This window comes from Rhizobium freirei PRF 81, assembly GCF_000359745.1.
Taxonomy (GTDB): domain Bacteria; phylum Pseudomonadota; class Alphaproteobacteria; order Rhizobiales; family Rhizobiaceae; genus Rhizobium; species Rhizobium freirei.
This window is the reverse complement of sequence record NZ_AQHN01000056.1, coordinates 166,230-192,515: the sequence shown is the minus strand read 5'-3', so window position 1 is coordinate 192,515 and position 26,286 is coordinate 166,230. Positions and strand designations below refer to the sequence as shown.

Genomic DNA, 26,286 nt, shown 5'->3' with positions numbered 1-26,286 from the left:
ATGCCATGAAAGTCGGATTTATCGGGTTGGGCCAGATGGGCAGCGCCATGGCAACCAATCTCATCAAGGCCGGGCATGAGGTGACGGTCTACAATCGCTCGCGCGACAAGGCCGAGGCTCTGGCCGGCGAGGGCGCCAAGGTTGCGGCGACGGTGGCGGAAGCGTGCGGTGGCGAGGCCGTCTTTACCATGCTCGCCCATGACGACGCGCTCTCGGCCGTCGTCCATGGCGATGGCGGGGTTCTCGACAGCCTCGGCAAGGGCGCGGTTCATATCTCCGCAAGCACGATCAGCGTGGCGATGTCCGAGCGGCTCACCAAAGAGCACGCCGCGGCAGGCCAACGCTTCGTGGCGGCACCCGTCTTCGGTCGTCCGGAAGCCGCTGCCGCGGCAAAGCTCTTCGTTGCCGCAGCAGGTGCGCCGGATGCCATCCAAACGGTCACGCCGCTCTTCGAGGCTATCGGTCAGCGTACCTTCGTACTCGGCGAAGAACCAAAGGCCGCCAATCTCGTCAAGCTCAGCGGCAATTTCCTCATCGCCTCCGTCATCGAGTCGCTCGGCGAGGCCATGGCGCTCGTCGAGAAGGGCGGTGTCGACCGGCACGCCTATCTCGATCTCCTGACCTCGACGCTGTTCAACGCGCCCGTCTATAAGACCTATGGCGGGCTGATCGCAGACCGCAAGTTCAAGCCGGCCGGTTTTACGGCGCCGCTGGGACAAAAGGACATTCGGCTGGCACTGGCTGCTGGCGAGGCGCTTAATGTGCCGCTGCCGCTTGCGAGCCTGCTGCGTGATCGGTTCCTGACCCTGCTTGCGCATGGCGGCGAGGAGCTGGACTGGTCGGCTGTCGGAGCGCTGGCGGCGAAGGATGCGGGGTTGGTGGAGTAATTGGTGGGCTGGGAGTGCCACCATCGGTGATTGGATTAATGGAGAGTATGCACCCCCTCTGTCACTTCGTGACATCTCCCCCCCTTGTGGGGGAGATCGTTTGGAGTTTGCAGACGCCCTTAACGATACGATGCGCTTCAGTCTCTGCGGATATAAAGTTGGTTTGAGGTGTGCCGGTGCCACGGGTTACCAATCTCCCCCCTTGTGGGGGAGATGTCCCGATAGGGACAGAGGGGGTATCAGAGGTTTGGTATACCGAAAGCCTCTCTCAAGCCCCTTGCTAACCACCGCACCCCATGCAACCTTCCTCGACCAAAGAGGAGGGACATCATGCATCTGACCACGCTGCTCGCCTTTGCCGCCGTCTCCTTCATTGGTATTGCAACGCCGGGGCCGACCGTGCTTCTGGCGCTGACCAATGGTTCGCGCTTTGGCGTCCGGCGCGCCTTGCCGGGCATGATCGGTGCCGTCCTTTCCGATGCGGTTTTAATTACCGCCGTTACCATTGGTCTCGGCGCTCTGCTTGCGGCTTCCGAATTCTGGTTCTCGGCGCTTAAATGGGTCGGCGCGGCCTATCTCGCCTTTCTCGGCATCATGATGCTGCGCTCGAAAGGGGGCATCGACAATGCCCTACAAGCCAGCGCGAGCCAGCCGAAGGGAACGGCATTTGCCATCGGCCTGAAGAGCTTCATGGTCGCCGTCACCAATCCGAAGGGCTATCTATTCTTCTCGGCCTTCCTGCCGCAGTTCATCGATCCTTCAGCGCCGCAGATGCAGCAATACATCATTCTGGGCGCGGTCTTCGCCGCACTCGATTTCATGATTATGTTCGGCTATGCGGTGTTCGGCTCGCAGGCCGTGCGTGTCCTGAAGTCGGAAGGGGCGAAATGGCTCGAGCGCGCCTGTGGCGGCGCGCTTTTGGCTCTTGCCGGATCGCTGGTGCTTTATCGTCGCGCCGTGAACTGAGAATTTAGCGGCGGTTCAGTGCCGCCTCGAAGACATCCTGGTCGACATTGCCGCCAGAGGTGACTGCAATCACCGCATCGCCGCCAATATCCCTGCCGTGGAAGAGCGCTGCGGCCAGTGCAACGGCGCCGCCGGGCTCCACGACAATCTTCAGGCGGGTGAAGGCGAGAGCCATGGCCTTCTGCGCTTCCTCGTCGGTGACGACGAGGCCGGGGCCGCAGAGGCGCTTCAGGATCGGGAAAGTGATGTTGCCCGGCTGCGGCGTGATGATGGCGTCGCAGATCGAGCCTTGCAGCGCGGCATTGCGCTCGATTTTGCCGGCGGCCAGCGAACGGGCGGTGTCGTCGAAATTTTCCGGTTCGCATGGATGCACTTTCAGGCCCGGTGCTCGGGATTCGAGTGCCAGAGCGATGCCGGAGGTCAGGCCACCGCCGCCGCAGGGAACGAGCACGCTTGCGGCCTCGATACCTTCCTCGGCAGCCTGTTCGGCGATTTCGAGCCCCGTCGTTCCCTGGCCGGCGATCACTTGCGGCTCGTCGAAGGGCCTGATGAGCGTCAGGCCACGTTCCTTGGAAATGCGTGCGCCGATCTCGTCGCGATCTTCCTTGACGCGATCATAGAGCACGACTTCCGCGCCGAAGGCGCGGGTATTGGCGATCTTAAGCTTCGGGGCGTCCGTCGGCATGATGATAACGGCGGGGACGCCATGCAGCTTTGCAGCCAGCGCCACGCCTTGCGCGTGATTGCCGGAGGAGAAGGCGATGACGCCCCTGGCCCGTACGGTCGGCTCCAGAGCCGAGACAGCCGACCAGCCGCCACGAAACTTGAAGGAGCCGGAATGCTGCAGGCACTCGGCCTTCACGAAGAGGCGGCGGCCTGCAATTTCATCGAGAAAGGGCGAGGAGAGGAGCGGCGTGCGGCGCGCCCGACCGCCGAGGCGCGTGCGGGCGGCTTCGATCATTGCGATATCGACCATGGAGCGATCACTCTTCTGATTCAGAAAGACTTTCGATCCATAGAGCGCCCGCCTCTCCTTTGAAACAAGGAGATTGTCTCCATGACACTTCAGCCAACGCCCGGCAGCGAGAGATGCCCGACGTTATAGATCTGCAGGCTGGATCTTGCCGGGTCCTTCGGTGGTTCAGCCAGCAGGCGGAAGCGCACCAGGGTCCAGTGCGTCGGCTCGAAGGCGACCACCGATGCCAGCGCTTCACCATCGGATATGGCCTGCGCTGCCGCCTCGGTCTCGTTTGCGCGGAGTTCAGCGAGCGACGTTTCGGCGTTGATCGCGATCACCTCGCGCGTGGCAAATTTGGTGTTGCGAATATCCTTGGAGGTATCTGCGTGCCAGACGATCCAGCTATTGACCTGGGGACGGCCGAAATTCTCGGTCAAAGCCTGGAAGCCGGGACCGCAGACGAAGTCGCTCAGACCCTCTTCCTGCTGCCAGACGTAGAAGGGGGAATAGAAGTTCTGCCGGCTCCCCGTGACGGCGTCGCCCTTTCTCGCCGTCAAGTAGGCCTTGAACTTCAAGCCCGGGAGATTGTCGAGCAGGGGACCTTTTTCGCGGATGCGGCGATCGATGATCGCCATGTCGTAATCCGCCGGAAGGGGGAAGTTATATTGCATGGCGATCATTGGTCATTCCTCCAGCCAGGTGACGGCGCTTCCATCCTGCGCCGCCTGGATGCTGATATAGGAAAAGGCGTTCTCCGGCGCCGTGCCGATGGGTTTCGTTCCGTGCGAAGCTGATGCAATCGCCGGCGCGCAGCTCTTCGGCCGGGCTGCCGAAGCGTTCGGCAAGTCCGACGCCGGACAGGACGTAAAGGATCTGTCCGTGCGGATGCGTGTGCCAGCGCGTCATGACGCCTGGCTCAAGCGCGCAGCGCATTGCAGTCAAGCCGCCGTTCTCATTGCTCTCGACGAGTGACTCCACCAGGAAAGGGGCAGTGGCGATGCCCTCGGGCGATTGACGCATGTTGGTGCCGGCACGGTGAATGGCGGGCGACTGGGTTGCTGTGGTCTGAGGCATCGCTCTCAGACCTGTTCAATCATCTGCGCGCGACCGTCGGCAAAAGACCAGTCCTCGCGGGTCGCCGTCGTGATGGTGATCATGATGTCTTCTGGGCGGACGCCAGGAGCGTCGCCCAGAAGTTCGGCGACCCGGCGATAAAAGGTTTTCTTCACTTCCGTGCTGCGCGGCTTGCCGATGGTGACATCGAAGAAGACGTAATTGTCCGAGCGTGCGGTGCTGGCGAAATAAGTCCGGTCGAAGACGAGTTCATGCGGCTCCAGCTGATGAATGGCCTGGAAGCGATCGGTGGGTGGCACGTCGAAAGCCTCGACCAGAGCGTGGTGGAAATTGTCCGACAGTGCCTTGAGATATTCCGGCGACTTGCCGCGCAGAAGGGTGATGCGGGTGAATGGCATGGAATGCTCCTGTTTCCGTGTCTCTTGACGATCATAGAATGCCAGCAGATAATCATCCCGAAAACCAGATAATTCTGGACTTATAATCCTAAAAATATGGATGGTTATCCATGCGGAAGATTATCTTCGATCTTGATGTGCTGCGCAGCTTCGTCACCGGCATGGATCTCGGCAGCTATGCCAAGGCGGCAGACCGGCTCGGGCGCTCGACCTCCGCTATCAGCGCTCAGCTCAAGAAGCTGGAAGAGCAGGCGAGGACGCCCATCTTCCGCAAGGCGGGCCGAGGGCTGGCGCTCACCGATGCCGGCGAGACCATGCTTGGCTACGCCAGACGTCTGCTTGATTTGAATGACGAGGCGGCTACCGCGCTGCACGGGACCGAGCTTGAAGGTTGGGTGCGCCTGGGATTGCAGGAGGATTTTGGCGAAACGCTGCTGCCCGACGTGCTTGGGCGTTTCGCGCGGGCGCATCCAAAGGTACGCATCGAGGCGCGCGTCGTGCGCAACACAGAGCTGGTCGAGCGGGTGACGTCGGGCAAGCTTGATCTGGCGCTTGCCTGGAGCGACGGCTTCCGTACCGAGTATACGGATCGTATCGCCGAGGTGCCGATCTGCTGGGTTGGTCCGGCAAATGGCGCGGTGCAGTGGCATGCCGACAGCGGCGAGGCCATGCCTCTGGCCTCGCTCGAGGCGCCATGCCTGCTGCGAAACATCGCCACCAAGACGCTCGATCGCGCCGGTATCGGCTGGCGGATATCCTTCGTCAGCCCGAGCCTCGGAGGACTTTGGGCGGCAACGGCGGCGGGCCTCGGTCTGGCGCTGCGCACGCCGCTCGGCCTGCCGCAGAAGGTGCGGCAGCTGACGCCGGGCGAGGCAGGTCTGCCGGCCTTGCCGAAGCTGGATCTCGTATTGCATCGCGCCGTGGCGGAGGCGAGCCCGGCGACGGAGCGATTGGCATCGATCATGCTGCAGGCTGTGCGGCAGGCGGTCGAGGCCGTGCCGCAGAGCCGGATATTCGAGGATGCGTCTGACTACGACGTCGTCACGGCCTGAGATGAGGATTGCCGCCCGGAACCGTCGCTGCCGAGGTTGGCGATGCGGACTTCGGCCTGTACCGCAAGCATTTGCAGGTCGCGTGGCTGACCTGCAAGCCGTTCGACGGCTGCGATCGCCACATCCGTCGTCACGTAGTCGGGCTTATGGCCGAGATTGCCGATGGTGACGAGTTCGGCGCCGGGGATATCCCGAGCCAGGCCGCGTGAGTGCAATTCCTCCAGCACGACATCGTCACTGTCGCCGGTGATGATGACGGTGGGTGCCTTGATCTCCTTGTAGCGCGGCGCGTGGGCGGAGACATAGGCAAACAGGTTGACGACATCGGTGGCGTTGTTGCGGAAGGTGTGGGGCCGCAGCACCAGTTCCGGCGCCGTCTTCACGATATAGTCTGCGGGCCGCGCATTCGGACGGAAGATGCTGAGCGTGCCGGTCTCGACCCTGCGCAGGCCGAGCGGAATGACGAATAGATGCGTGAAGAGCCAGCCGAGGACCGGCATGGCGGCGAGCGTATAATACCAATCGACGCCGCCGGGCCAGGGATGGGTGGCAGGCGCCAGAAACAGCAACCCCTCGGTCTTTTCAGGATGGCGCATGCCGAAAGCGGCGGCAATCGCGCCGCCGAAAGAGTGGCCGATAATAATGGCGCTCTTGATGCCGCGCTTGTCCATCAGTCTGGCGATGGCATCGGCCTGGCCGGAGGGAAGGGCGTTTTCAGCCGTTCCGCGCTCGGAATAGCCGTGACCGGGACGGTCGACGAAGAGCATTTCGGCGCGGCCGCTTAAAGGCACCGCAAAGGCTTCGAACTGATCGCGCAGATTGCCGCTGGCGCCATGGATGAAGACCAATGGGGGGAGATCCGCAGTTGCCGGGCGCGGCAGATGCACGGCGTTCAGACGATAGCCGCCGATATCAGTCAGCTCGCCGATATTGGGATAGGCCTGCTCTATGGCACGGGTCTTGTAGGCGGAAAAGCCCGCAGCAAAGACGACAAACGTAATGACGGTGGCGAGTAGAGAATCGATCATCGCGGCACGGATCAAATATCGCAAACCACTAATCTAGTGCAGCATTGCGGCGTTTCATCCCTTGGGAGGTGGTTTCCGCCACGAAAGATAATCTCGCCTTGCCATCGGATCAGGTACGGCTGCCGGCAATCTTCTCCGAAAGCTTGCTTGCCTCTTCCTGTGCCGAGCGATTCGCCGGATAGATCTCGAGGAAGCGCTCCCAGGCTTTCAGGGCAAGCGCATCGTTGCCGCGTTCGGTCAGCAACGTCGCCATGCCGGCCAGAGCGCCGAAATGGCGTGGCTCGATGCGCAGGACCTGATTGATGTCTTCCATCGACTTGCGGTAGTCGCCGATCGCGAAATTCAGCGTCGCGCGCCTGTTCCAGCCTTCGGGGTAGTCTGGTTTTAGCGAGATGACCTGATCCAGATAGTCCATGGCAGCGGCGCTGCGCTTGTCCAGGATAGCCTTGTCGGCCCATTGCATCAGGAGATTGATCGTCGCGCTGCCGGAATCGTTGAGCTGGGCATTGATCTGATCTGCGATCAATGCCGCCTGATCGGGATCGCGCTGACGCTTTAGCGCCGTGAACAGATTGTCGAGCTGCTGTTTGGGCGAGAGGCTGCCGGAGGACGCACCCGGAGCTCCCGGATCCTTCTTTTCCAGATCGGCCGGCTGATCCGCCAGCGCCACAAGGGGTGGGGAGACAGCCAGAGCAAGCAGAATCGGCAGGGCTAGATATGACAAAGCTAAAACGCGCATGGCGGGCATAGTAGCCCGCCAATGTCGAAGATCAAAAACAAATTTGATGCGATCAACTAAAACTGAGCGCCCTATCCATAAGACGGGAGCTGCGCGCTATATCAGCCCTGACGAGCCTTGTAGCGCGGGTTCAGCTTGTTGATGATGTAGATGCGGCCCTTGCGGCGGACGAGACGGTTGTCACGGTGGCGCGCCTTGAGCGACTTGAGCGAATTCTTGATCTTCATTTTTCTGATCCGCGATGTTCGAGGGGGAATGTCACATTCGCCCGTGTCTTTAACAATCAAAAGCGCGCTCAGGGCGCGCTCTTTAGGGTGGGGAGCAAATACCCTGTCGCCTGTGCCCTGTCAACCATGTCAGGGGCTTTTTCCCACCGCTCTTAGCGGAGAAGCTGCGTAACATGGCCCATTTTGCGGCCGGGGCGCGCTTCGCTCTTGCCGTAAAGGTGCACCAGTGCATCGTCAAGGCGCAGCCATTCCGGCAATGCCAGAATATCGTCTCCGATCAGATTCGTCATGACACAATCCGAATGGCGCTCAGGATTTCCGAGCGGCAGGCCGGCGACTGCACGGACATGCTGCTCGAATTGCGAGATGATGCAGGCAGCTTCCGTCCAGTGGCCGGAATTGTGCACGCGCGGCGCCATTTCATTGGCGATCAGGCTACCGTCGGAGAGCACGAAGAACTCGATGCCGATCACCCCGACATAGCCGAGCGCCGTCAGGATCTTTTCCGCGGCCATGAAGGCAGCCGCGGTCGTCTGCTCCGAAATTCTTGCCGGCAGCGTAGACGTATGGAGGATACCGTCGCGATGGACGTTTTCAGCCGGATCATAGCAGGCGACCGTTCCGTCGATGCCGCGTGCCGCAATAATCGAAATCTCGCGCTCGAAGGATACGAAGCTTTCGAGAATAAGCGGTACGCTGCCCAAGGCCGCATAGCCGCCATCGGCGCTGTCCGCGGCGGAGCGGTAGACGCGCTGGCCCTTGCCGTCATAACCGAGGCGCCGGGTCTTCAGTACGCCCTTGCCGCCGAAATCGGCAAGGGCTGCTTCGAGATCGGCTTGACTGTCGACAGCACGGAAGCGGGCCGTCGGAATGCCGCAATCATTGATGAAGCGCTTCTCGGTCAGCCGGTCTTGCGCCATCTCGAGCGCTTTTGGCGGCGGATAGACGTCGACATCCTTGGCGAGCTTCTCGGCAGCATGGACCGGAACGTTCTCGAATTCGTATGTCACGACATCGCAGCGTTTCGCCAGATCGGCAAGGGCGGCCGCATCGTCATAGGCGGCGGCGATCTGCTCGCTGGCGACCTGCGCTGCTGGACAATCGGCCTGCGGTTCGAGGATGATGGTGCGGAAATTCAGGCGAGCAGCCGCCATGGCGAGCATGCGGCCGAGCTGGCCGCCGCCGATGATGCCGATCGTCTTTTCGGTCATAGGTCGTCCATCGGATATTCGGCAACGCCGGCGCTCTGTCGCGCGCGCCACTCGTCGAGCCGGTCGGCAATCTCTTCGTCGCTGAGCGCCAGGACTGCGGCGGCAAGAAGGGCGGCATTCACCGCGCCGGCCTTGCCGATCGCCAATGTTCCGACGGGGATACCGGCCGGCATCTGCACGATGGAGAGCAGGCTGTCCTGTCCGGAGAGCGCACGCGATTGTACCGGCACGCCGAAGACCGGCAGCGGCGTCATGGATGCGGCCATGCCTGGAAGGTGGGCCGCGCCGCCGGCGCCGGCAATGATGACCTTGAAGCCTTCGTCCCTTGCGCCCTTGGCGAAACTCACGAGCCTGTCGGGCGTGCGATGCGCTGAGATGATGCGCGCATCATAAGTGATCTCCAGGGCTTCCAGAGTGTCTGCGGCATTCTTCATGGTTTCCCAGTCGGACTGGCTTCCCATGATGATGGCGACGGGCGGTCTTTCGGTCATCATCGTCGCGTTATACTCCTCAGGCTATGATGTCGGGAATGATCTGGTCTTCCAGCTTGGAGAGCTTGTCCTTGATGACGAGCTTCTTCTTCTTCATGCGCTGGATGCGAAGGGCCTCGCAGCCCGTCTGGATCATGGCATTGATTGCGGCGTCATAATCCTCGTGTTCCTGGCGCAGCCGCGCCACGATCAGCCTGATTTCCGCCTGTTCCTGATCGGCCATGTTCATTTCCCCAGCATATCGCGGAATCGCATTCCTTCCGCCTTGTAAATCCCGCAAGCTCCTATCACCAAATGGCGATAACGGGAAGTTATCCTTCATCACGAATTTGCCGCCTATAGGCCACGTTTTCGCCTTCGACAAGGGCTCGATATTATGGCACAGTGGGAAGGTTGACACCTAGAGCCCTGGCGAATGGATGGTCGGGGCCCTTAAAGAGGAAGGAAGGGTCATATGACTGTTCAAGCTCATCTTGAATCGCTCGAAAAGAAACATGTCGCTCTTGAGGAGGAGCTGCATCTGGCACTGACGTCTCCCTCTATCAATGATATCACGATTGCTGATATCAAACGCAGGAAATTACGGGTCAAAGACGAAATCCAACGTCTGCGTTCGTCGGTTCACTGACGCAACGCCTGTAGAGATCAAAAACACCGATCATTGGCGGCAAGAGGCAGATCGCAAGATCCCAACAATTTCGCAACCAGGATGGGTGAGCACTCCCGTAAAAGCGGATGCGCCAACGTCATATCGTAAGGGGTAGGGGTTGGCGCAATTTTCCCATCTTATGCGGCAAATGCCGCCGCCGTTAGCTTGGCCGACATCTGCCAACGAATTCCGCGATTTTCCAGAGATCACGAAGGCGAGAGGCCGGCTTTCAGGCCCAGAATTGATCCAGCCATAGATTGAGCTTGTCGAAGCCGCGGCTGTTGACCGCGTATATGCGTTTCGTGCCTTCGTTGGTCACGGAAACGAGATTGCTGTCGAGCAATGCCTTGAGATGCTGCGAGACAGCCGGGCGGCTGATCGGCAGGCCCTGCGCCAGTTCGTTGACCGTCTTGGGTGCGCGGCGCAACTCCTCCAGCAGGTAGCGCCGGTTCGGGTCCGCGATGGCTGCAAAAGGATCCATGGTCGACATGGCGAAAAGCTACGTCAAACGCCTGGGTGCGGCAAGCTAATTGTGCGCTGCATGATATATTGTGGAGTAGCGACGGCAGCGGCGCCGATCATGCGGACCCTTCGTCATCGGTGCCCGTTTCGATTGCTGCCCCTTGTCAGAGAGGGCTAACGGATTTACTCACGACTATCGAACCGGTGAGCCGTCGCTGACGATGGAAGCCGAAACCATGGAAGCTCGCATGACCGTGCCCGAAGATCGTTGCCGCCTCGTTCTCATCGTCCCCGATATCGCCGATATCGAGGAACAGGCGAAGGCCGTTGCCGATGCGCTGAGGGGCGGCGATGTCGCCTCGGTGATCATTCCCCAGTATGGGCTGGATGACGGCGCGTTTCAGAAGCATGCGGAAAAGCTGGTGCCGATCGTTCAGGCGGCCGGTGCTGCAGCGCTTATCTCCGGTGACAGCCGCGTGGCTGGGCGGGCGAAGGCCGACGGGCTGCATATCACTGGCAATCTCGCGGAGCTTGCTGATGCCGTGGAGAAATTCGTTCCGAAGCTGATCGTCGGCGGCGGCGGTGCTACCGAAAGGCACAGCGCTCTGGAGGTTGGCGAGCTGCGGCCCGACTATATCTTCTTCGGCAAGCTCGATGGCGATATCAAGCCCGAAGCGCATCCGAAGAATCTGGCGCTCGGCGAATGGTGGGCCTCGATGATCGAGATCCCCTGCATCGTCATGGGCGGGACGGATGTGAAATCGGCGCTGGAGGTGGCCTTGACGGGCGCCGAATTCGTGGCGCTGCGTGCGGCAGTATTCGCCGAGCCCGCAAACGCGCCTTCCGTCGTTGCCGAAGTGAATGCGCTTCTCGACGAAAAAGCGCCACGGTTTGAGGATTGATAGCGTTTCATGTCGCCAAAGCCACGATTCTGCCATCGATCCTTTCTTGCCGCGCTCGCAATTGGGCTTGCGGCATTTCCGTTGCTGGCCGTGGCGCAATCGGGAAATGGCGATACGTCTCTGCCTGGCGTCACGACGCAGGCCGAGAAAGGTGCGCAGCCTGAAGACAACGCGCAGCCCGATGATGGTTCGGCCGTAACGGACAAGGGCGCGCCGCAAGAGAACAATAGCATCGTCACGCGGCCGCTGGATGCCGATGCCGGCAGCTTCAAGAACGAGAGGATCCAGCCAGGCGCCGAACCCAAAGCCGAAAGCGACGTCAAGCCTTCGGCAGGCGTGGGCGTGTTCGAGCGCATGGGTGCGAAGCTGCCCGATCTGCCGCCGGAAAAGCCTTTCACCGGCAAGATTGACGAGGCCTTCGGCGCTTTCCAGCGCGGCTACTATCTGACCGCCTTTCAAAAAGCCTTGCCGCGAGCGCAGCTTGGCGATGCTGCGGCGCAGACGCTGATTGCCGAGCTGATGACGCAGGGTCTTGGCGTCAAACGAGATACCAAGGACGCCGCTTTCTGGTACAGCAAGGCGGCCGAGGGCGGTAATCAGACCGCCATGTTCAAATACGCGCTGATCCTGATGGAGGGGCGTGACGTTCCCCGCGATCAGAAAAAGGCGGATGAATGGATGCGGAAGGCCGCCGACGCCGGAGAGCCCTCCGCCGAATTCAACGTGGCCCAGATGATCACCGCCGAAAACCCCGGATTGAAGGGGTTGCAGATAGCGCTTCCTTATTATGAGAAATCCGCGGAGCAGGGCATTGCCGACGCGCAATATGCGGTCTCGCAGCTCTACGTCAATCTTCCGGATCTGCCGGCGGAAAAGAAGGCGCGCGCCCGGGAATGGCTGTCGCGCGCCGCAAATGCCGGTTTCGATACAGCGCAACTCGATATGGGCCTTTGGCTCATCAACGGCACGGCCGGCAAGCAAGATCTCGAAAACGGCTTCAACTGGATGCGGGTCGCAGCTTATCGCGGCAATGTCGTCGCGCAAAACAAGCTGGCGCATCTCTATATCAATGCTATCGGCACGAAGCAGGATCCGGTGGCGGCAGCGACATGGTATGTCATATCGCGCCGGGCCGGCCTGAAAGATCCGCAGCTTGAGGATTTCTACCAGGGCATCGAGGACTTCCAGCAGAAAGCGGCCATCGAGGCTGCCAACAAATACCGACGGGTACGGTAGATGGCAGGCCGCAATCCCACCTTATGATAGGCCTGATGGCGCCACTTTGCCTGCGCGGTCGCCTCGCCACTTGAAATTCCCCCGATTTTATGGTCTTGAGGCCGCCAATCTTTTATTCGTGCTGACGCTCCGCTCCGCCGGGGTCCGATTTTGGGCCCGGTCAGCACCTTCTGCATTACCCAAGGAAACCCGATGGCCCGTTCTGCTCTTCTCAATGTTATGGTTCAGGCTGCCCTTAAGGCCGGCAAGTCGCTCAGCCGCGATTTCGGCGAAGTGCAGAACCTGCAGGTTTCGGTGAAGGGACCCGGCGATTTCGTCAGTCAGGCCGACATCAAGGCGCAGAAGATCATCCGCGACGAACTGATGAAGGCCCGCCCGACCTACGGTTTCCTTGGCGAAGAGGGCGAGGAGATCAAGGGTACGGACGGCGCGCATCGCTGGATCGTCGATCCGCTCGACGGCACCACCAACTTCCTGCACGGCATTCCCTTGTTTGCGGTCTCGATCGCCCTTGAGCGCAACGGCGAAATCGTTGCCGGCGTTACCTTCAATCCGGCGACGGATGAACTCTACACGGCAGAGCGCGGCGGCGGCGCCTTCCTCAACGATCGTCGCCTGCGCGTCGCCTCGCGCCGCGTGCTGTCCGACAGCGTCATCGGCTGCGGCGTTCCGAATCTCGGGCGTGGCAATCACGGCAAGTTCCTCGTTGAACTGCGCCATGTCATGGGGGAAGTCGCCGGCGTCCGTCGTCTCGGCTCGGCATCGCTCGATCTGGCCTATGTCGCTGCCGGCCGTTTCGACGGTTTCTGGGAAACCGGCCTGTCCGCCTGGGATATTGCTGCCGGCATTCTGCTCATCCGCGAAGCCGGTGGCTTTGCCTCGGATTTCGACGGCGGCACCGACATGCTCGACACCGGCTCGATCATTTGCGGCAATGAGCATATTCAGAAGGCGCTTGCCGAGGTCGTCAAGCGGCCGATCCCGACGAAGTAAGCTAGTCTCCGCCAGTTTTTTGCGCGACAAAACAGCCTGTTGCCAACGGGCGGTTTTGTGCTTTCCGTCTCTTCAATTCGGCACAATGTTGATCTAGTCTCCGGCTGCAGAGAATGCGGTGGCGGAGCGTATGATGGAAAATGTGAATTTGGCGGACCTGGGATCGACCGACAACGTGTCGGGCGGTTACGCCTACAAGCTCTCCAGCCCCATGGCTTTCTTCTGGACGATGGTCCTTTTTCTGATCATTGTCGGCTTCATCGTTGCCATCCTATTCCGGCAGGCTCAGGTTGCATTCCTGCACAATCCCGGTCTAAACGGCCTGATCCTTGGCGTGCTCGCCGTCGGCATCCTCCTGGTTTTCAATCATGTGCTGATGCTGCGGCCGGAAGTTCGCTGGTTCAATCATTTTCGCGCCGTCGGCAATGCCGACAAGGTCGGCCGCAATCCGCGGCTGCTGGCGCCGATGCGGGCGCTGCTCGGCAATCGCCGCGCGATGCAGCTCTCCACGGCGACGCTACGCTCCATTCTCGACTCGATCGCCACGCGTCTCGACGAATCGCGCGATACCTCGCGCTATCTCATCGGCCTCCTCGTCTTCCTCGGCCTGCTCGGTACTTTCTGGGGCCTGATCGGCACGATCGGCTCAATCAACGACGTCATCCAGGGCCTCGATGCCGGCACCGGCGATACCGGCGATATTCTGAGCGCACTGAAAACCGGCCTCTCAGGCCCGCTCGTCGGCATGGGCACGGCCTTCTCGTCCTCGCTGCTCGGCCTTTCCGGCTCGCTGATCCTCGGCTTTCTCGACCTGCAGGCAGGACGCGCGCAGAACCGCTTCTATACCGAGCTTGAAAATTGGCTTTCCTCCGTCACGGATGTCGGTTCCGACATTGCGCCCGTCATCGATGCCGCAACCGGCTCCTCGTCGGAGGACATGCGTGCGCTGTCGGACTATCTGCGCAAGATCACGGACGAGGGCGGCGGCCAGCGTTCGGTGACGGCGATGGCCAACCTGGCCGAAGGCATTCAGGGGCTGGTCAAGAACATGCGCAACGAGCAGCAGATGCTGCGCGACTGGATCGAGGCGCAGCAGGAAGAGGCGAAATCGATGCGCCGGACGCTCGACCGCCTTGCCGACCGCATCGGCCATGCCGAGAAGACCGGGGGCAAGTAATCCATGGGGCTCGCCCGCAACCGACGTCACCAGCGAACCGTCGATTATTGGCCTGGCTTTGTCGATGCGCTGTCGACGCTGCTGATGGCCATCATGTTCCTGCTGACGGTCTTCGTCGTCGGCCAGTTTATTCTCAGCCGTGAGATCTCCGGGCGTGACGAGGTGCTCAACCGCCTCAACAGCCGCATCAACGATCTGGTGGAACAGCTGGCGCTGGAGAAGAACGGCAAGCAGGATCTCGAGGATAGTGTTGCCAACCTGCAGGCCTCGCTTTCGTCAGCCGAGAGCGAGCGATCGCGCCTGCAGGCCTTGCTTGCGGCAGGCTCCGGCAACAGCCAGGCCGCCGAGACGCGCGTCGGCACGCTGACGCAGCAGCTTGACGAGCAGAAGCAGGCAAGTGCCCGGGCGCTCAGCCAGGTCGACCTCCTCAATCAGCAGATTGCCGCACTGCGCAACCAGATCGCTGCGGTGGAGGCCGCGCTTCAGGCATCCGAGGCCAAGGATCAGTCGTCGCAGGTCAAGATCGCCGATCTCGGGCGGCGGCTGAACGTGGCGCTGGCGCAGCGTGTGCAGGAACTGAACCGCTATCGCTCCGATTTCTTTGGCCGGCTGCGCGAGATTCTTTCGGATCGCGACAATATCCGCATCGTCGGTGACCGTTTCGTCTTCCAGTCCGAAGTGTTGTTCCCGTCGGGTGCTGCGGATCTCAATCCGGCCGGCCAGGCGGAAATGACCAAGCTCGCCGCGGCATTGATCGATCTGGCCAAGGAAATCCCGCCGGAGATCAATTGGGTGCTGCGTGTCGACGGTCATACCGACAATGTGCCGCTCTCCGGCAGTGGCCGCTATGCGGACAACTGGGCGCTATCGTCGGCGCGCGCCATCGCCGTCGTCAAGTTCCTGATCGGGCAGGGTGTTCCTTCCGACAGGCTGGTTGCCGCCGGCTTCGGCGAGTTCCAGCCGATCGCACCCGGCGATACGCCGGAGGCCCGTGCCACCAACCGCCGCATCGAGCTGAAGCTGACGGAGAAATAATCCGTCAGCGCTCCGGCGGCGCGACTGCAACTCCGATCCTATCTCGTTGACGAAAGCCGATGGGCGCGGGGGGAATTTTCCCAGAGCATTTCCGCTTTTCATCGAATCGCGAAAACGCTCGATCTTCTTGTTTCTTTACGCATTCCGGACGGAAAACCGCAGCGCACTTTTCCTGGAAATGCTCTAAATCTGTCGCCTGACAAACAAAACGGCCGGCGCACCAAAGGGCGGCCGGCCGGTCTTTGCAATAAAGGCTTGACGCGAAGTCTCAGGCGGTAGCCGTGGTCTGGTCTTCGATGGCGGCGCCGCCGACGTGGGCCTTGATCGATTCGATGGCATGCAGGGCCGAAGCCTTCGCCTTGTAGCCTTCTGATCCGAACATGATTTCGCCGTTCGAGGCTTTGAAGCGGAAGCGAAACTCGCCGGCTTTGTCCTTGTAGACTTCAAATTTATACATCGTTCTCGTCTCCTAGAATCGCGTCAGCGTGGATAACGCTGAAAATCTAGCCCAACTTCGATGTCATTTCTACATGGTTGTATGCGGCTCGACTTGACCCGGTTCGCGCTACTTTGCGATGAGCATCCGCTGCTCGATGCCGGCATCGAACTGCAGGCGAGCGAGCTTCGCATAGATGCCGCCATGGCGGATCAGGCTCTGGTGCGTGCCTTCCTCGACGATGCGGCCCTGATCCAGTACGAGAATGCGATCGGCTTTGAGCACCGTTGCGAGACGATGAGCGATGACAAGCGTGGTGCGTGCCTCCATCAAGCCTTCCAGCGCCTTTTGAACGAGCGTTTCGCTCTCGGCATCGAGAGCGGAGGTCGCTTCGTCGAGCAGCAGGATCGGCGCATTCTTCAGGATAGCGCGGGCAATGGCGATGCGCTGGCGCTGGCCGCCGGAAAGCGTCACGCCGCGCTCGCCCACCTGCGTGTCGTAGCCCTGCTCCAGGCGGGAAATGAACTCGTCCGCCTGCGCGGCGATTGCGGCGGCGCGCACTTCGTCGCGGGAAGCGCCGGGACGGCCGAAGGCGATGTTGTCGTGGATCGTGGCGGCAAAGATCGTGGTGTCCTGGGGCACGATGGCGATGCGTTCCCGCAGCGCCTCCGGCAGAACATGGCTGATATCGGCACCATCGACGGCGATGCTGCCCTGCTGCGGGTCGTAGAAACGCAGCAGCAGCGAGAAGATGGTGCTCTTGCCGGTGCCCGAGGCACCGACGATTGCGACCGTTTCGCCCGGTTTGACCGAGAAGGAAAGCCCGTGCAAGGCCGACCTGCCGGGGCGCGACGGATAGAAGAAATGGACGTCCGAGAAATCGACCCGGCCTTCGGGCTTCGGCAAGGCGACCGGATTGGCCGGCACTGTTATCGGCGATACCTCCGCAAGGAGTTCACCAAGGCGGTCGGCAGCACCTGCGGCCTGCGACAGCTCTCCCCAGACTTCCGACAGCGAGCCGAGCGAGGAGCCAGCGATGACGGAGTAGAGCAGGAACTGACCAAGCGTTCCCGCCGACATGGTGCCGGCAAGCACATTCTGCGCACCGACCCAAAGAACGGCGACGATGCTGCCGAAGACCATGGCGATCGCAAAGCCCGTCAGCAGCGAGCGGGATTTGATCGCCGCGCGCGCCGCCCGATAGGCGTCTTCGACCGCTGTGCCGTAATGCCGGGAGGCGGCTTCCTCGCCGTTATAGGCCTGTATCGTGCGGCTGGCGGCAATGGTCTCGTTGGCATAGGCAGATGCGTTGGCCAGCCTGTCCTGCGCGGCGCGGGAGCGTTTGCGCACCGAGCGGCCGAAGCTCATCAGCGGCAGCACGATAACGGGAATTGCTACCAGCACGATGCTCGACAGTTTCGGGCTCGTGATGATCATCATCACCATGGCACCGAGACAGAGAATGAGGTTGCGCAGCGCCACCGAGGCTGTCGCGCCGACGGCCGACTTGATCTGCGTCGTGTCGGCCGTCAGGCGCGAAACGATCTCACCGGACTGATTGACGTCGAAGAAGGAAGGCGAGAGCCGCGTGACGTGATCGAAAACTTCGCGGCGTATGTCGGAGACGATGCGTTCGCCGATGGTGATGACGAAATAATAGCGCAGTGCGCTCGCGGCAGCCAGTATCAACGCCATGGTCAGGATGGCGATGAAATAGCTGTCGATGAGGCCGCGGTCGGCCTGATCGAAGCCGTGATCGATCATCCGGCGTACGGCGAGCGGCAATGCGAGCGAGGTGACGGCGGCAACGACAAGCGCGACGATTGCACCGACCACCATGCCGCGATATCGCTTGAGGTAGGGGGCGAGGCGCCCAAGGGGCCGGATAGACCTGCTTCTCTTCCCGTCTGTCTGGTCAATTTCCGACAAGTCGTCTCCAATCCCCATATTCAGCAAGGGACTTGACGTTTTCGCCCCTTGTTATCCCTGCCGCCTTCATGTATAGGCACGCCATCTTAATTGGAAGCCGTGGCCTAACCGGACTGCGGCTTCATTTATTCAATCGGTTCGGTTGCCGCAATGCCTTGCGACAAATGGACCCTGCCATGACAGGAAGATTGTTATGAAGGCGAACATCCATCCCGACTACCACACCATCAAGGTAGTCATGACCGACGGCACCGAATACGAAACCCGCTCGACCTGGGGTTCTGAAGGCGCTGTCATGAACCTCGAAATCGACAGCAAGTCCCACCCGGCTTGGACCGGCGGCAACCAGCAGATGCTCGACCGCGCTGGCCGCGTTTCGAAGTTCAACAAGCGCTTCGGCGGTCTCGGCATCTAATCGCTTCGCGATCCGATCTCTTGAAAAAAGCCCGGTTTGCCGGGCTTTTTTGCATTTTCGTGACGGCTTGATCCGCGCTGAAACAATGCTGCGATAGCGGTTCAACGCAAAACCGGCCGTGCGGGGCACGGCCGGTCCAAATCCGTCATCGATGTTGCGATCGGCTCAGTTGTTGCCGAAGGCCGTCTGCAGCAGGGTGAGCTGCGCCTTGACGCTGTTCTGGTTGTCCGGAACGATTGCGGGTTCCGTCGGTCGGTAGATTTCGCGGTCGAGCAGGGCGACGCGGTTCTGCAGCCGAAGGGAACGTTCAACGAGGTCGCGGAAGGATTCCGGCAGATCGTTCCAGCCGGGTGCGGTACGGTCGACGTTGAAGCCGTCGAGGCGAACCTTGTTCTTCTCGGCAAGCACCTGGTCGCGGGACATTTCGCCATTGTTGACGGCGCGCTGCAGCAGCAGCCAGGAGGCCATCTGCATGAGACGGGTCGTCAGCCGCATGGATTCGGCGGCGTAAAGCACAGAGGCCATGCGCGGCAGAACCTTGGAAGCGGCGCGGCCCTGTCCGTCGAGATAACCGGCGGTTTCCTCCACCAGCGACATGCCTTCAGAATACAGTGCCCTGAACTGCGCCGACGATGCGGCATGGCCAGCAAAGCTGATCGTGTTCAACCCAAGTTCCGACATCGAATAAATCCCTGCTTCACGCAACACTTTTGTTCAGGAAAAGCCGGTCAAGTCCCTAAGAGCTTTCGGCATCCGCTTTTATGACTTTAAGATGGTTGTTTTAACTGAAATTCGCAAGGCGATTCTTAAGAAAGGGTTAATCTCCACAGTTTCGGCAAGGACCGTGATACAGGTCGAAAAAGAAGAGCCGCAAAAGCGGCTCTCAAGGTAAAACAGGGAGAAAAATCAGACCAATTCGCCAAGTGGAGGAATTGTCTGAGTCCAGAGCGAATCTGGATGCTCATAGTAATATGTCGTAAAGCTTAATATTCAGTTGCGCCTGCCTCAATCTTAAGCTTGCCACCCCAGGTTTTGCGCCGGCCGTTCCCCTCAAAAGCGGAAGAGGCTTTCCGCTGCCTGGCGGCCCGATGCCTTGGCGGTGACCTCTTCTTCCAGCCTGATGATCTCGCTCTTGAGCAAGGCTATGCGGTTTTTCAGTTCGTCGACCGACAGCAGCGACAGGTCGCTGCCGATCTCATGCGCCGACGGCTGCTGCGGACGATCGTCGTCGAATATGCTCATTTCGGCTCCTCCTTTCCCTTAGAGGGATCAGGTGCCGTAATTTATAGATATATCGTCCTTTTTTGAAGTCTCGCTTCGCGCAAGTGCCATGCTCTCGGGTGTGATCATCTGCGCATTGGCGGATGGCATGGTCGTATAGGCATCGCGATCACCCGCTGGCTTTGCGGCGCGGCGGCGGCTGCGGAAGATCGAATAGGACGTGATCAGCACGTGAGCAAGGGCTGTCAGGAAGAAGAGCGAGTAGGGGCCGACCGAAGACATGACCGGGCCGCCGATGGTTGGGCCGATGATCGTGCCGATGCCGTAGAGCAGCAGCAGGCCGCCGGAAACCTTGACGAAATCCTCCGGCGCGGCGAAGTCGTTGGCGTGAGCGACGGCGATCGGGTAGAGCGTGTTGGCGAAGGCGCCGTAGATCACCACCATGCTGATGAGGAAATAGGAGCTGCCGGGCTGCAGCAGGAAGAGCAGCAGGCCATCCACGGCCGCGACGGCAGCCATGCCCGCCAGCACGTAGCGGCGGTCGATGCGGTCCGAAAGGCGGCCGGCCGGCAGCTGCATGACGGCGCCGGCAAAGATGGTCAAGCTCATCATCAGCGCGATGTCGCTTTCGGAAAGGCCGGCATTGGCGCCGAAGACAGCGCCGAGCGTACCGTAGGCACCGTTGGCGATGCCCACGAGCAGGATGCCGATCGAGGCGACAGGCGAATTGCGGTAGAGCGCCTTCAGGTCGAGGCTGACGGCCTTGAGCGGCTGCGGCGAGGCAGCGGTCGAGAGCGTCGTCGGCAGCATGGCGACGCAGTAGCAGATGCCGCACATCATGAAGAGAATGGGCGTGTGGATATCGGCGAAGGGCACCATCATCTGGCCGGCGACCGCGCCGATGAGGGTAATGCCGATATAGAGCGAGAAGATCGCGCCGCGGCTCTCATTGGTGGCGCGTTCGTTCAGCCAGCTCTCGATGATCATCGAGGTGCCGGCCGTGCAGAAGCCGGTCACGGCGCGCAGCGCCACCCACCAGATCGGGTCGACGATGATGCCGGTCAAAAGCGCTATGATGGCGATGACGGAGATGAAGCCCGAAAAGGCACGGACATGGCCGATGCGCCTGACCAGTTTCGGAGCCGTCAGGCAGCCGAGGACGAAGCCGGTGGCCCAGGTCGTGCCGAGCAGGCCGAGCGTCGTGGTCGCGTAGCCCTCTGCAGTGCCGCGCACCGGTAGCAAGAGGCTATGCAGACCGTTTCCCGTAAACAGGAAGAGCGTGCCGAACAGCAAGGCCAATACGGGCAAAATATTTCTTTTCATGCTCCTCACCTTCATGCGGCCCCACTTAAGGAGCCGGTAAGACAGGAATTTCTTCCTGCCCGTATTCGCTATTGATTGTGTCCCGGATTGCCGCTATCGGCGTGTAGAAACAGTCTGTTGGCGCGGAAAAATGTCCGTCCTATGACAATTAGAGCATGATCGCGAAAACTGCGCAGCGGTTTTTGGTCGCGGCCATGCTCACTCTTGCGCAAACGGGGAAAAATAGCGTGACAAAAGCCATCGGGGTGCTGCTGCTGCTCGCCATGGCGGTGCAGCTGATCAAGCCTTTGGGGCTGCCGGGTCTCAAGCGCCGGGGCGATTTCTGGAAGATCGCGATCATCGCCTTCGTTGCCTGGGCGATCGCGCTGGTCATCAACGAGACGTTTTAAGGCGTTTTGGGCCGGATATCGGCCCTTTCAGGGCGCCGCACCTTCTTTCAGAGCAGGATTTCCCCGCGCATGACGTGGACGCTGCTGCCGCTCAGAAGGACTTCGTTTACCACGCCGGCAGTTTTCCTGACCTCAACGCCGATCACGCTGCGCCTGCCCATCTCTACACCCTGCTCGATGGCGATTTTTACCTCCGCGTCCTGCGCCGGCAGCAGCGAGGTGAGATAGGCGCCGAGTGCGGCAGAGGCGCTGCCGGTTGCCGGATCTTCCGTCACATTGTCGAGGGGTGCGAACATGCGGGCGCGGATGTGCCAGGGGTCTTCGGTAGAGCGCACATAGAGAAAGAGCGAAAAGCCCGTCTTGTCCTCCTCGTGCCGCGCGGCCGCTTCGGCAAAGATAGCGGCATTCGGCCATGCTTTCCCGAGCGTTTCGAGACTATCCAGCTCCGCAAAAGCAAAGGGCAGACCGACGGACGCAAAGATCGGGGCATGCGATGTCCGGCAGATCGATAGCGGATCGATCTGCACGCAGCGCGCAATCAGCTCATCGGCAACTGCCTCCCCGATCGTCAGGCTTCCCGGCGCGCGAATGCTCGCGCCCGTAATGTCGCCGCCTTTGCGCAGCAACGTTACTTCCACCAGGCCGGCCTCTTCCTCGAAGGTCAGCCTATCGGTCACCGGCTTTCCGAAGATTTCCCGCTGCTGGCCGAGAGCAAAGGCGGTGCCGACGTTGGGATGGCCGGCGAACGGGATTTCCGCCGTTGGCGTGAAGATGCGAACGCGGGCGCTATGATCAGGGTTTTCCGGCGGCAGCACGAAGGTCGTTTCCGAATAATTGAATTCGGTCGCGATCTTCTGCATCGCATCGCTGCTGAGGCCGCGGGCATCGGGGATGACGGCAAGCGGATTGCCAACGAAACGCTCCGAGGTAAAGACGTCGACGGTGACGTAGGCGACGGTATTCATGGCGATCTCCGGAGCAATTGTTGAACGCCGAGGATGTAGCCACTACCCGACTGAACCGGGAAGCGTGAACTTGTGCCCATGACAAGTTCACTCGCAGTCCCCCATGGGCTGTCTTAACGCCCCGCGGCATGCACGAGGATCGCGTCAATTGCCCTGGAACTGCTTCAGCACGCTCGACCAGAGCGCGACCAGTTCGGCGCTGCCCATATCATTCGGCTTCGCACGAACGGCTGTGTGCACGAGGACGAGATGTGTCGTCGGATCGATGAGGATGCGTTGGCCTGCTCGGCCGTCGAGAAAGAACGTTCTGCGTGGGCCGGGCATCAGCCAGGTTTGATAGCCGTAACCCCAGGGGTTCGTCTCGTGATTGACTGCGAGGAACGAGCCCTGCTTGACCGGCTGCGTCGCGTCCAGCAGCCATTGGCGCGGTATGATTTGACGGCCATTCAAGGCGCCGTCATGGGCGAGCAGCATGCCAAAGCGAGCATAGTCTCGAAGCGTCGCGCTAAAGCAGCAGTAGCCGACTTCCTGGCCCGTGCTGTCGACCTGCCAGTTCGCGCTGGCTTCTGCGCCCATGGGTTGCCATATCCGGGTTTGGAGATAGTCCGACATCGTCATATGGGTGGCGTGGGTCAGGACCAGGCTCAGCCCTTCGGTATCGAGATTGCTGTAGTGCCAAACCGTATCGGGAGGGGCGACCCGCTTGTTGAATCGCGATACGGCTGTGATGGGATCAAGCTTTTCCGGGCCGAGGAGTGAGCTGCTGAGACGGACGTTATCGTCGGGGTTGCCGAAGTTTTCGGTGAAGGCAATGCCGGAGGCCATATGCAGTAGTGCGCGGATCGGCGTGCTCCCCATCTCGGTGCCCTTCAATTCCGGCACATAGGTCTGCACGGTGTCGTCAACGGAGTGAATGGCACCTTCGGAAATCGCAATTCCGATGAGCATGCCGGTCAAGGTTTTCGCCATGGATTGCGAGACAAGGCGGTCGCGATCGGTGCGGCCGTATTGATAATGTTCGAACAGGATCGTGTCGTTGTGCGCAATCAGCAATCCCGTGGTGGGATTGGTGGCGAGATATTTCGACAACGAGGCGGTTTCAGTGCCGAACGTAAACTTGACCGAAATCTCGGATGGGGCGCGCAACAGCGGCAGTGGATCTTCGGCAGCGGCGATCGTGTGTGTTGGCGCAAGCCTATCGGCGTGACTGAAGTTGCCGATCATGTTCCGTTGCTCGCTGAGCGGCACACCGACGGGATAACCGAGCTTCTCACCGTAAGCCTCCGCATCCGGCCCGGTCGGGGAAAAGACGGCGTTAGCCGGCTGCAACTGCTGCGCATGAGCAGCATCGATCTGAGAAAACAAGATCACAGCAAGGACAGCGACAAAACCGCGCCAGGCAAGCATACGGCACCCCCCAATTAAGCCCCGCTACTATAAGTGGGGCAACCTAGTGCCGCGCTTTCGTAACACCCGTTTGACAGCGTTATTTTCCGATGTCGTAGCAAATCTATACTTTCCTTGCGGAAGATATGCCTTGCCCGATCCTGAACATCCGGATGGCCACCACTCGAAAGCAAAAAGCCCCGACCGCATCGCGGCCGGGGCTTTGTTCGTTCGAACCGCTACCTGATTCAGGCGGCCTGTTCGCGGTCCTTCGTCCAGCTGCCCTTGGCGGCGAGATAGTTCATCTCGGCGCGATGGGTGAAGGCGCGCTGGCCGGCGGCGACATTCTCGGGCTTACCGCCCCACGCCTTCAGCGCGCTGTCCTGCAGGGCGCGGCCGTAGGAGAAGGTCACATGCCAGGGCAGATCATGGCCGGAGTTGATGGCGGAGAGATGCGCGGTTGCTTCGTCGGTGGACTGGCCGCCGGAGAGGAAGGCGATGCCCGGAACGGCGGAAGGGACGGTTTCCTTCAGAACCCGGACGGTGCGTTCGGCAACCTGCTCTATGGAAGCCTTGCGGACCTTCTTGCCGTCGATGACCATGCTCGGCTTCAGAATCATGCCTTCGAGCTTGACGCGGGCTTCTGCGAGTTCCTGGAAAACGATCTGCAGCGTCCAGCGGGTGACTTCTTCGCTGCGGTCGATGTCATGCGTGCCGGGTTCGCCGTCCATCAGCACTTCCGGCTCGACGATCGGAACGATCTTGGCCTGCTGGCAAAGCGCGGCATAACGGGCGAGCGCGTGGGCGTTGGCCTTGACGGCGCCGAAGGTCGGCAGCTTGTCGGAGATGGCGATCACGCCGCGCCATTTCGCGAAGCGGGCGCCGGCGTCGTAATATTTCGCCAGCCGGTCGGCGAGGCCGTCGAGACCTTCGGTGATGGTTTCGCCGGGGAAGCCGGCCATCGGCTTGGCGCCGACATCGACCTTGATGCCGGGAATACTGTCCGCCGCCTTGATGATGTCGACGAAGGGCGTGCCGTTTGCGGCCTTCTGATAGAGGGTTTCTTCATAAAGGATGACGCCGGAGATGTATTTTTTCATCGCCTCGTCGGAGCGGAAGAGCATTTCGCGATAGTCGCGGCGGCTCTCTTGCGTTGATACGAGAGAGATGGTGTCGAAGCGCTTCTTGATCGTGGCGGTGGATTCGTCCGCCGCCAGGAGGCCCTTGCCACCAGCAACCATCTTTACGGCAATGTCTTCAATTCGTTCGCTCATTTCGGTTCTCCAATGCTACTTCAGTCGGCGACAAGGTCGACATAGATCGCCGATAACAGAAGTGTAGAAGGAGGGAAACGGCCGGCTAACTAATTGAAACGATTGAAATGATTTCAACCGTTTGAATGTTTTGGACACCATTCCGGCGCTCGTGGAAAAGCCGCGAAAGGTTCAGCTTCCGCGGCTTCCGTCGATCACTGCGAAGAGGTTTTCTTACTTGCCGGACTGCAGGACAGCGACGCCGGGAAGGACTTTGCCTTCCATCCATTCAAGGAACGCGCCACCTGCCGTCGAGACGTAGGTGAAGTCGTCGGCAACGCCGGCATGGTTGAGCGCGGAGACCGTGTCGCCGCCGCCGGCGACCGACGTCAGCTTGCCGGCCTTGGTGCATTCGGCGGCATATTTGGCAGCCGCGACGGTGGCAGCATCGAAGGGCGTGATTTCGAAGGCGCCGAGCGGGCCGTTCCAGACCAGCGTCGTGGCGCGTCCGATCCAGTTCTTGATGGCTTCGACCGACTTCGGGCCGACATCGAGGACCATGGCATCGGCCGGAATGGCTTCGATTGCAACGACTTCGTTGTCGGCGCCTGCCTTGAATTCGCGGGCGATCACGCCGTCTTCCGGCAGAACGATCGCGCAGCCGGAGGCGGCGGCCTCGATCATGATCTGCTTAGCTGTGTCGGCGAGATCATGCTCGCAGAGCGACTTGCCGACATTGGTGCCGCGGGCGGCGAGGAAGGTGTTAGCCATGCCGCCGCCGATCACGAGCGCATCAACCTTCTTCACGAGGTTCATCAGAAGATCGATCTTGGTGGAAACCTTGGCGCCGCCGACGATGGCGACCACCGGACGGACCGGATTGCCAAGGCCCTTTTCCAGGGCTTCGAGTTCTGCCTGCATCGTGCGGCCGGCATAGGCCGGCAGCAGCTGGGCGAGGCCCTCGGTTGAGCAATGGGCGCGGTGCGCGGCCGAGAAGGCGTCGTTGACGTAGAGGTCGCCATTGGCGGCGAGCGCCTTGGTGAAGGCCGCGTCGTTCTTCTCTTCTCCCTTGTGGAAGCGGGTGTTTTCAAGCAGCAGGATGTCGCCGTCATTCATCTTGGCAACGGCGTCGGCGGCCGCAGCACCAATGCAATCGGAGGCGAAGAGAACGGCATGATCCAGCACTTCCTCGACGGCCGGCACGATGAGGCCGAGGGAAAGGTCCGGGGAGGGGCCATCCTTGGGGCGGCCGAAATGAGCAAGCAGGATGACCTTGGCGCCCTTTTCGGACAATTCGAGAATCGTCGGGGCGACACGTTCGATGCGGGTCGCATCGGTGACCTTGCCATCCTTGACCGGCACGTTGAGGTCGACGCGCACGAGCACGCGCTTACCGGTGACGTCGGTGAGATTGTCGAGAGTCTTGAAGGCTGCCATGGGGAGGATCCAATGTTGTTGGTGGCGTGAAGCGCGCCGACCATACT

30 protein-coding genes and 1 pseudogene are annotated in these 26,286 nt (G+C 60.8%); 11 read left to right on the top strand and 20 right to left on the bottom strand.

Annotated elements, in window-relative coordinates:
- Window positions 1-5 precede the first annotated feature (5 nt).
- Both RHSP_RS12925 and RHSP_RS12920 read left to right on the top strand, forming a co-directional pair.
- Complete coding sequence (locus tag RHSP_RS12925; RefSeq protein WP_037151630.1) at window positions 6-887, top strand: NAD(P)-dependent oxidoreductase; 882 nt, start codon at window positions 6-8, stop codon at window positions 885-887.
- Between the two features lie 330 nt (window positions 888-1,217).
- A complete protein-coding gene (locus RHSP_RS12920) occupies window positions 1,218-1,853 on the top strand; it encodes a LysE family translocator (RefSeq protein WP_004117441.1) in 636 nt (211 codons plus the stop codon).
- 4 nt (window positions 1,854-1,857) lie between these two features.
- Here RHSP_RS12920 and RHSP_RS12915 read toward each other — a convergent pair whose 3' ends face one another.
- The 4 genes and pseudogenes from RHSP_RS12915 to RHSP_RS12900 all read right to left on the bottom strand — a co-directional run bounded on the left by RHSP_RS12915 (window position 1,858) and on the right by RHSP_RS12900 (window position 4,283).
- A complete protein-coding gene (locus tag RHSP_RS12915; RefSeq protein ID WP_004117438.1) occupies window positions 1,858-2,829 on the bottom strand; it encodes a threonine ammonia-lyase in 972 nt (323 codons plus the stop codon).
- Between the two features lie 89 nt (window positions 2,830-2,918).
- On the bottom strand, window positions 2,919-3,491 hold the full coding sequence (locus RHSP_RS12910) for a DUF4865 family protein (protein ID WP_004117437.1): 573 nt from the start codon (window positions 3,489-3,491) through the stop codon (window positions 2,919-2,921).
- A 3-nt stretch (window positions 3,492-3,494) separates the two neighbouring features.
- A pseudogene (locus tag RHSP_RS12905) lies at window positions 3,495-3,885 on the bottom strand (cupin domain-containing protein).
- A 5-nt stretch (window positions 3,886-3,890) separates the two neighbouring features.
- Window positions 3,891-4,283, bottom strand: coding sequence for a tautomerase family protein (locus RHSP_RS12900; protein ID WP_004117431.1), 393 nt, complete (start codon window positions 4,281-4,283; stop codon window positions 3,891-3,893).
- Window positions 4,284-4,393: 110 nt separating this feature from the next.
- On the opposite strand from RHSP_RS12900, the gene RHSP_RS12895 reads away from it, so the two are divergent.
- A complete protein-coding gene (locus RHSP_RS12895; protein WP_004117428.1) occupies window positions 4,394-5,335 on the top strand; it encodes a LysR substrate-binding domain-containing protein in 942 nt (313 codons plus the stop codon).
- On the opposite strand, the gene RHSP_RS12890 is transcribed toward RHSP_RS12895, so the two are convergent.
- From RHSP_RS12890 to RHSP_RS12865, 6 genes are all read right to left on the bottom strand, one after another.
- Window positions 5,314-6,363 carry an alpha/beta fold hydrolase gene (locus RHSP_RS12890; protein WP_037151956.1) on the bottom strand — a complete coding sequence of 350 codons (1,050 nt, stop codon included), beginning with the start codon at window positions 6,361-6,363 and terminating at the stop codon, window positions 5,314-5,316. The two genes, RHSP_RS12895 and RHSP_RS12890, sit on opposite strands and share 22 nt — an antisense overlap.
- 109 nt (window positions 6,364-6,472) lie before the next feature.
- The gene (locus tag RHSP_RS12885) at window positions 6,473-7,111 is read right to left on the bottom strand and encodes a tetratricopeptide repeat protein (protein ID WP_004117418.1); all 639 of its coding nucleotides are present in this window, start codon (window positions 7,109-7,111) and stop codon (window positions 6,473-6,475) included.
- Between the two features lie 92 nt (window positions 7,112-7,203).
- Window positions 7,204-7,329: a type B 50S ribosomal protein L36 gene (ykgO, locus tag RHSP_RS12880; protein WP_003582204.1), complete on the bottom strand. Its 126-nt coding sequence runs from the start codon at window positions 7,327-7,329 to the stop codon at window positions 7,204-7,206.
- Window positions 7,330-7,481: 152 nt separating this feature from the next.
- Window positions 7,482-8,540 (bottom strand): 5-(carboxyamino)imidazole ribonucleotide synthase, encoded by a 1,059-nt coding sequence (locus RHSP_RS12875; RefSeq protein WP_037151627.1) that lies wholly within the window; start codon window positions 8,538-8,540, stop codon window positions 7,482-7,484.
- On the bottom strand, window positions 8,537-9,031 hold the full coding sequence (gene purE, locus RHSP_RS12870) for a 5-(carboxyamino)imidazole ribonucleotide mutase (protein WP_037151954.1): 495 nt from the start codon (window positions 9,029-9,031) through the stop codon (window positions 8,537-8,539). Before purE ends, RHSP_RS12875 begins: the two co-directional genes overlap by 4 nt.
- 19 nt (window positions 9,032-9,050) lie before the next feature.
- Complete coding sequence (locus RHSP_RS12865; RefSeq protein WP_037151625.1) at window positions 9,051-9,254, bottom strand: YdcH family protein; 204 nt, start codon at window positions 9,252-9,254, stop codon at window positions 9,051-9,053.
- Window positions 9,255-9,485: 231 nt separating this feature from the next.
- Between RHSP_RS12865 and RHSP_RS33575 the strand changes: the two genes are divergently transcribed.
- Complete coding sequence (locus tag RHSP_RS33575; protein WP_037151622.1) at window positions 9,486-9,659, top strand: YdcH family protein; 174 nt, start codon at window positions 9,486-9,488, stop codon at window positions 9,657-9,659.
- 250 nt (window positions 9,660-9,909) lie between these two features.
- On the opposite strand, the gene RHSP_RS12855 is transcribed toward RHSP_RS33575, so the two are convergent.
- Window positions 9,910-10,170 carry an ArsR/SmtB family transcription factor gene (locus RHSP_RS12855; RefSeq protein WP_004117412.1) on the bottom strand — a complete coding sequence of 87 codons (261 nt, stop codon included), beginning with the start codon at window positions 10,168-10,170 and terminating at the stop codon, window positions 9,910-9,912.
- Between the two features lie 220 nt (window positions 10,171-10,390).
- Here RHSP_RS12855 and RHSP_RS12850 point away from each other — a divergent pair, with 220 nt between their 5' ends.
- From RHSP_RS12850 to RHSP_RS12830, 5 genes are all read left to right on the top strand, one after another.
- Complete coding sequence (locus tag RHSP_RS12850; protein ID WP_037151951.1) at window positions 10,391-11,044, top strand: thiamine phosphate synthase; 654 nt, start codon at window positions 10,391-10,393, stop codon at window positions 11,042-11,044.
- Window positions 11,045-11,053: 9 nt separating this feature from the next.
- A complete protein-coding gene (locus tag RHSP_RS12845) occupies window positions 11,054-12,280 on the top strand; it encodes a tetratricopeptide repeat protein (protein ID WP_004117407.1) in 1,227 nt (408 codons plus the stop codon).
- 192 nt (window positions 12,281-12,472) lie between these two features.
- A complete protein-coding gene (locus RHSP_RS12840) occupies window positions 12,473-13,273 on the top strand; it encodes an inositol monophosphatase family protein (protein WP_004117405.1) in 801 nt (266 codons plus the stop codon).
- Between the two features lie 133 nt (window positions 13,274-13,406).
- Window positions 13,407-14,450: a hypothetical protein gene (locus RHSP_RS12835; protein WP_004117403.1), complete on the top strand. Its 1,044-nt coding sequence runs from the start codon at window positions 13,407-13,409 to the stop codon at window positions 14,448-14,450.
- A 3-nt stretch (window positions 14,451-14,453) separates the two neighbouring features.
- A complete protein-coding gene (locus tag RHSP_RS12830; RefSeq protein ID WP_004117400.1) occupies window positions 14,454-15,485 on the top strand; it encodes a peptidoglycan -binding protein in 1,032 nt (343 codons plus the stop codon).
- Between the two features lie 268 nt (window positions 15,486-15,753).
- Here the strand turns inward: RHSP_RS12830 and RHSP_RS12825 are convergent, their stop codons facing one another.
- Together RHSP_RS12825 and RHSP_RS12820 are read right to left on the bottom strand one after the other, a co-directional pair.
- Window positions 15,754-15,942, bottom strand: a complete 189-nt coding sequence (locus tag RHSP_RS12825; RefSeq protein WP_037151618.1) for a YegP family protein — start codon at window positions 15,940-15,942, stop codon at window positions 15,754-15,756.
- A gap of 108 nt (window positions 15,943-16,050) precedes the next feature.
- The gene (locus tag RHSP_RS12820; protein WP_420820093.1) at window positions 16,051-17,868 is read right to left on the bottom strand and encodes an ABC transporter transmembrane domain-containing protein; all 1,818 of its coding nucleotides are present in this window, start codon (window positions 17,866-17,868) and stop codon (window positions 16,051-16,053) included.
- Between the two features lie 175 nt (window positions 17,869-18,043).
- Between RHSP_RS12820 and rpmE the strand changes: the two genes are divergently transcribed.
- Window positions 18,044-18,265, top strand: coding sequence for a 50S ribosomal protein L31 (gene rpmE / locus RHSP_RS12815; protein WP_004117397.1), 222 nt, complete (start codon window positions 18,044-18,046; stop codon window positions 18,263-18,265).
- 165 nt (window positions 18,266-18,430) lie between these two features.
- On the opposite strand, the gene rcdA is transcribed toward rpmE, so the two are convergent.
- From rcdA to RHSP_RS12800, 3 genes are all read right to left on the bottom strand, one after another.
- The gene (gene rcdA / locus RHSP_RS12810) at window positions 18,431-18,946 is read right to left on the bottom strand and encodes a protease adaptor protein RcdA (protein ID WP_004117396.1); all 516 of its coding nucleotides are present in this window, start codon (window positions 18,944-18,946) and stop codon (window positions 18,431-18,433) included.
- Between the two features lie 369 nt (window positions 18,947-19,315).
- Window positions 19,316-19,507, bottom strand: a complete 192-nt coding sequence (locus RHSP_RS12805; protein ID WP_037151612.1) for a DUF1192 domain-containing protein — start codon at window positions 19,505-19,507, stop codon at window positions 19,316-19,318.
- Between the two features lie 27 nt (window positions 19,508-19,534).
- The gene (locus RHSP_RS12800; protein WP_004117395.1) at window positions 19,535-20,809 is read right to left on the bottom strand and encodes an MFS transporter; all 1,275 of its coding nucleotides are present in this window, start codon (window positions 20,807-20,809) and stop codon (window positions 19,535-19,537) included.
- A gap of 155 nt (window positions 20,810-20,964) precedes the next feature.
- On the opposite strand from RHSP_RS12800, the gene RHSP_RS12795 reads away from it, so the two are divergent.
- A complete protein-coding gene (locus RHSP_RS12795; protein WP_004117394.1) occupies window positions 20,965-21,198 on the top strand; it encodes a hypothetical protein in 234 nt (77 codons plus the stop codon).
- Between the two features lie 47 nt (window positions 21,199-21,245).
- Here the strand turns inward: RHSP_RS12795 and RHSP_RS12790 are convergent, their stop codons facing one another.
- The 4 genes from RHSP_RS12790 to RHSP_RS12775 all read right to left on the bottom strand — a co-directional run bounded on the left by RHSP_RS12790 (window position 21,246) and on the right by RHSP_RS12775 (window position 26,239).
- Window positions 21,246-22,163: a PhzF family phenazine biosynthesis protein gene (locus RHSP_RS12790; protein ID WP_004117393.1), complete on the bottom strand. Its 918-nt coding sequence runs from the start codon at window positions 22,161-22,163 to the stop codon at window positions 21,246-21,248.
- 144 nt (window positions 22,164-22,307) lie between these two features.
- On the bottom strand, window positions 22,308-23,570 hold the full coding sequence (locus tag RHSP_RS12785; RefSeq protein ID WP_004117392.1) for a serine hydrolase domain-containing protein: 1,263 nt from the start codon (window positions 23,568-23,570) through the stop codon (window positions 22,308-22,310).
- A gap of 227 nt (window positions 23,571-23,797) precedes the next feature.
- The gene (locus tag RHSP_RS12780; RefSeq protein ID WP_004117391.1) at window positions 23,798-24,823 is read right to left on the bottom strand and encodes a class I fructose-bisphosphate aldolase; all 1,026 of its coding nucleotides are present in this window, start codon (window positions 24,821-24,823) and stop codon (window positions 23,798-23,800) included.
- 213 nt (window positions 24,824-25,036) lie between these two features.
- The gene (locus tag RHSP_RS12775; RefSeq protein ID WP_004117390.1) at window positions 25,037-26,239 is read right to left on the bottom strand and encodes a phosphoglycerate kinase; all 1,203 of its coding nucleotides are present in this window, start codon (window positions 26,237-26,239) and stop codon (window positions 25,037-25,039) included.
- Between the last annotated feature and the right edge of the window lie 47 nt (window positions 26,240-26,286).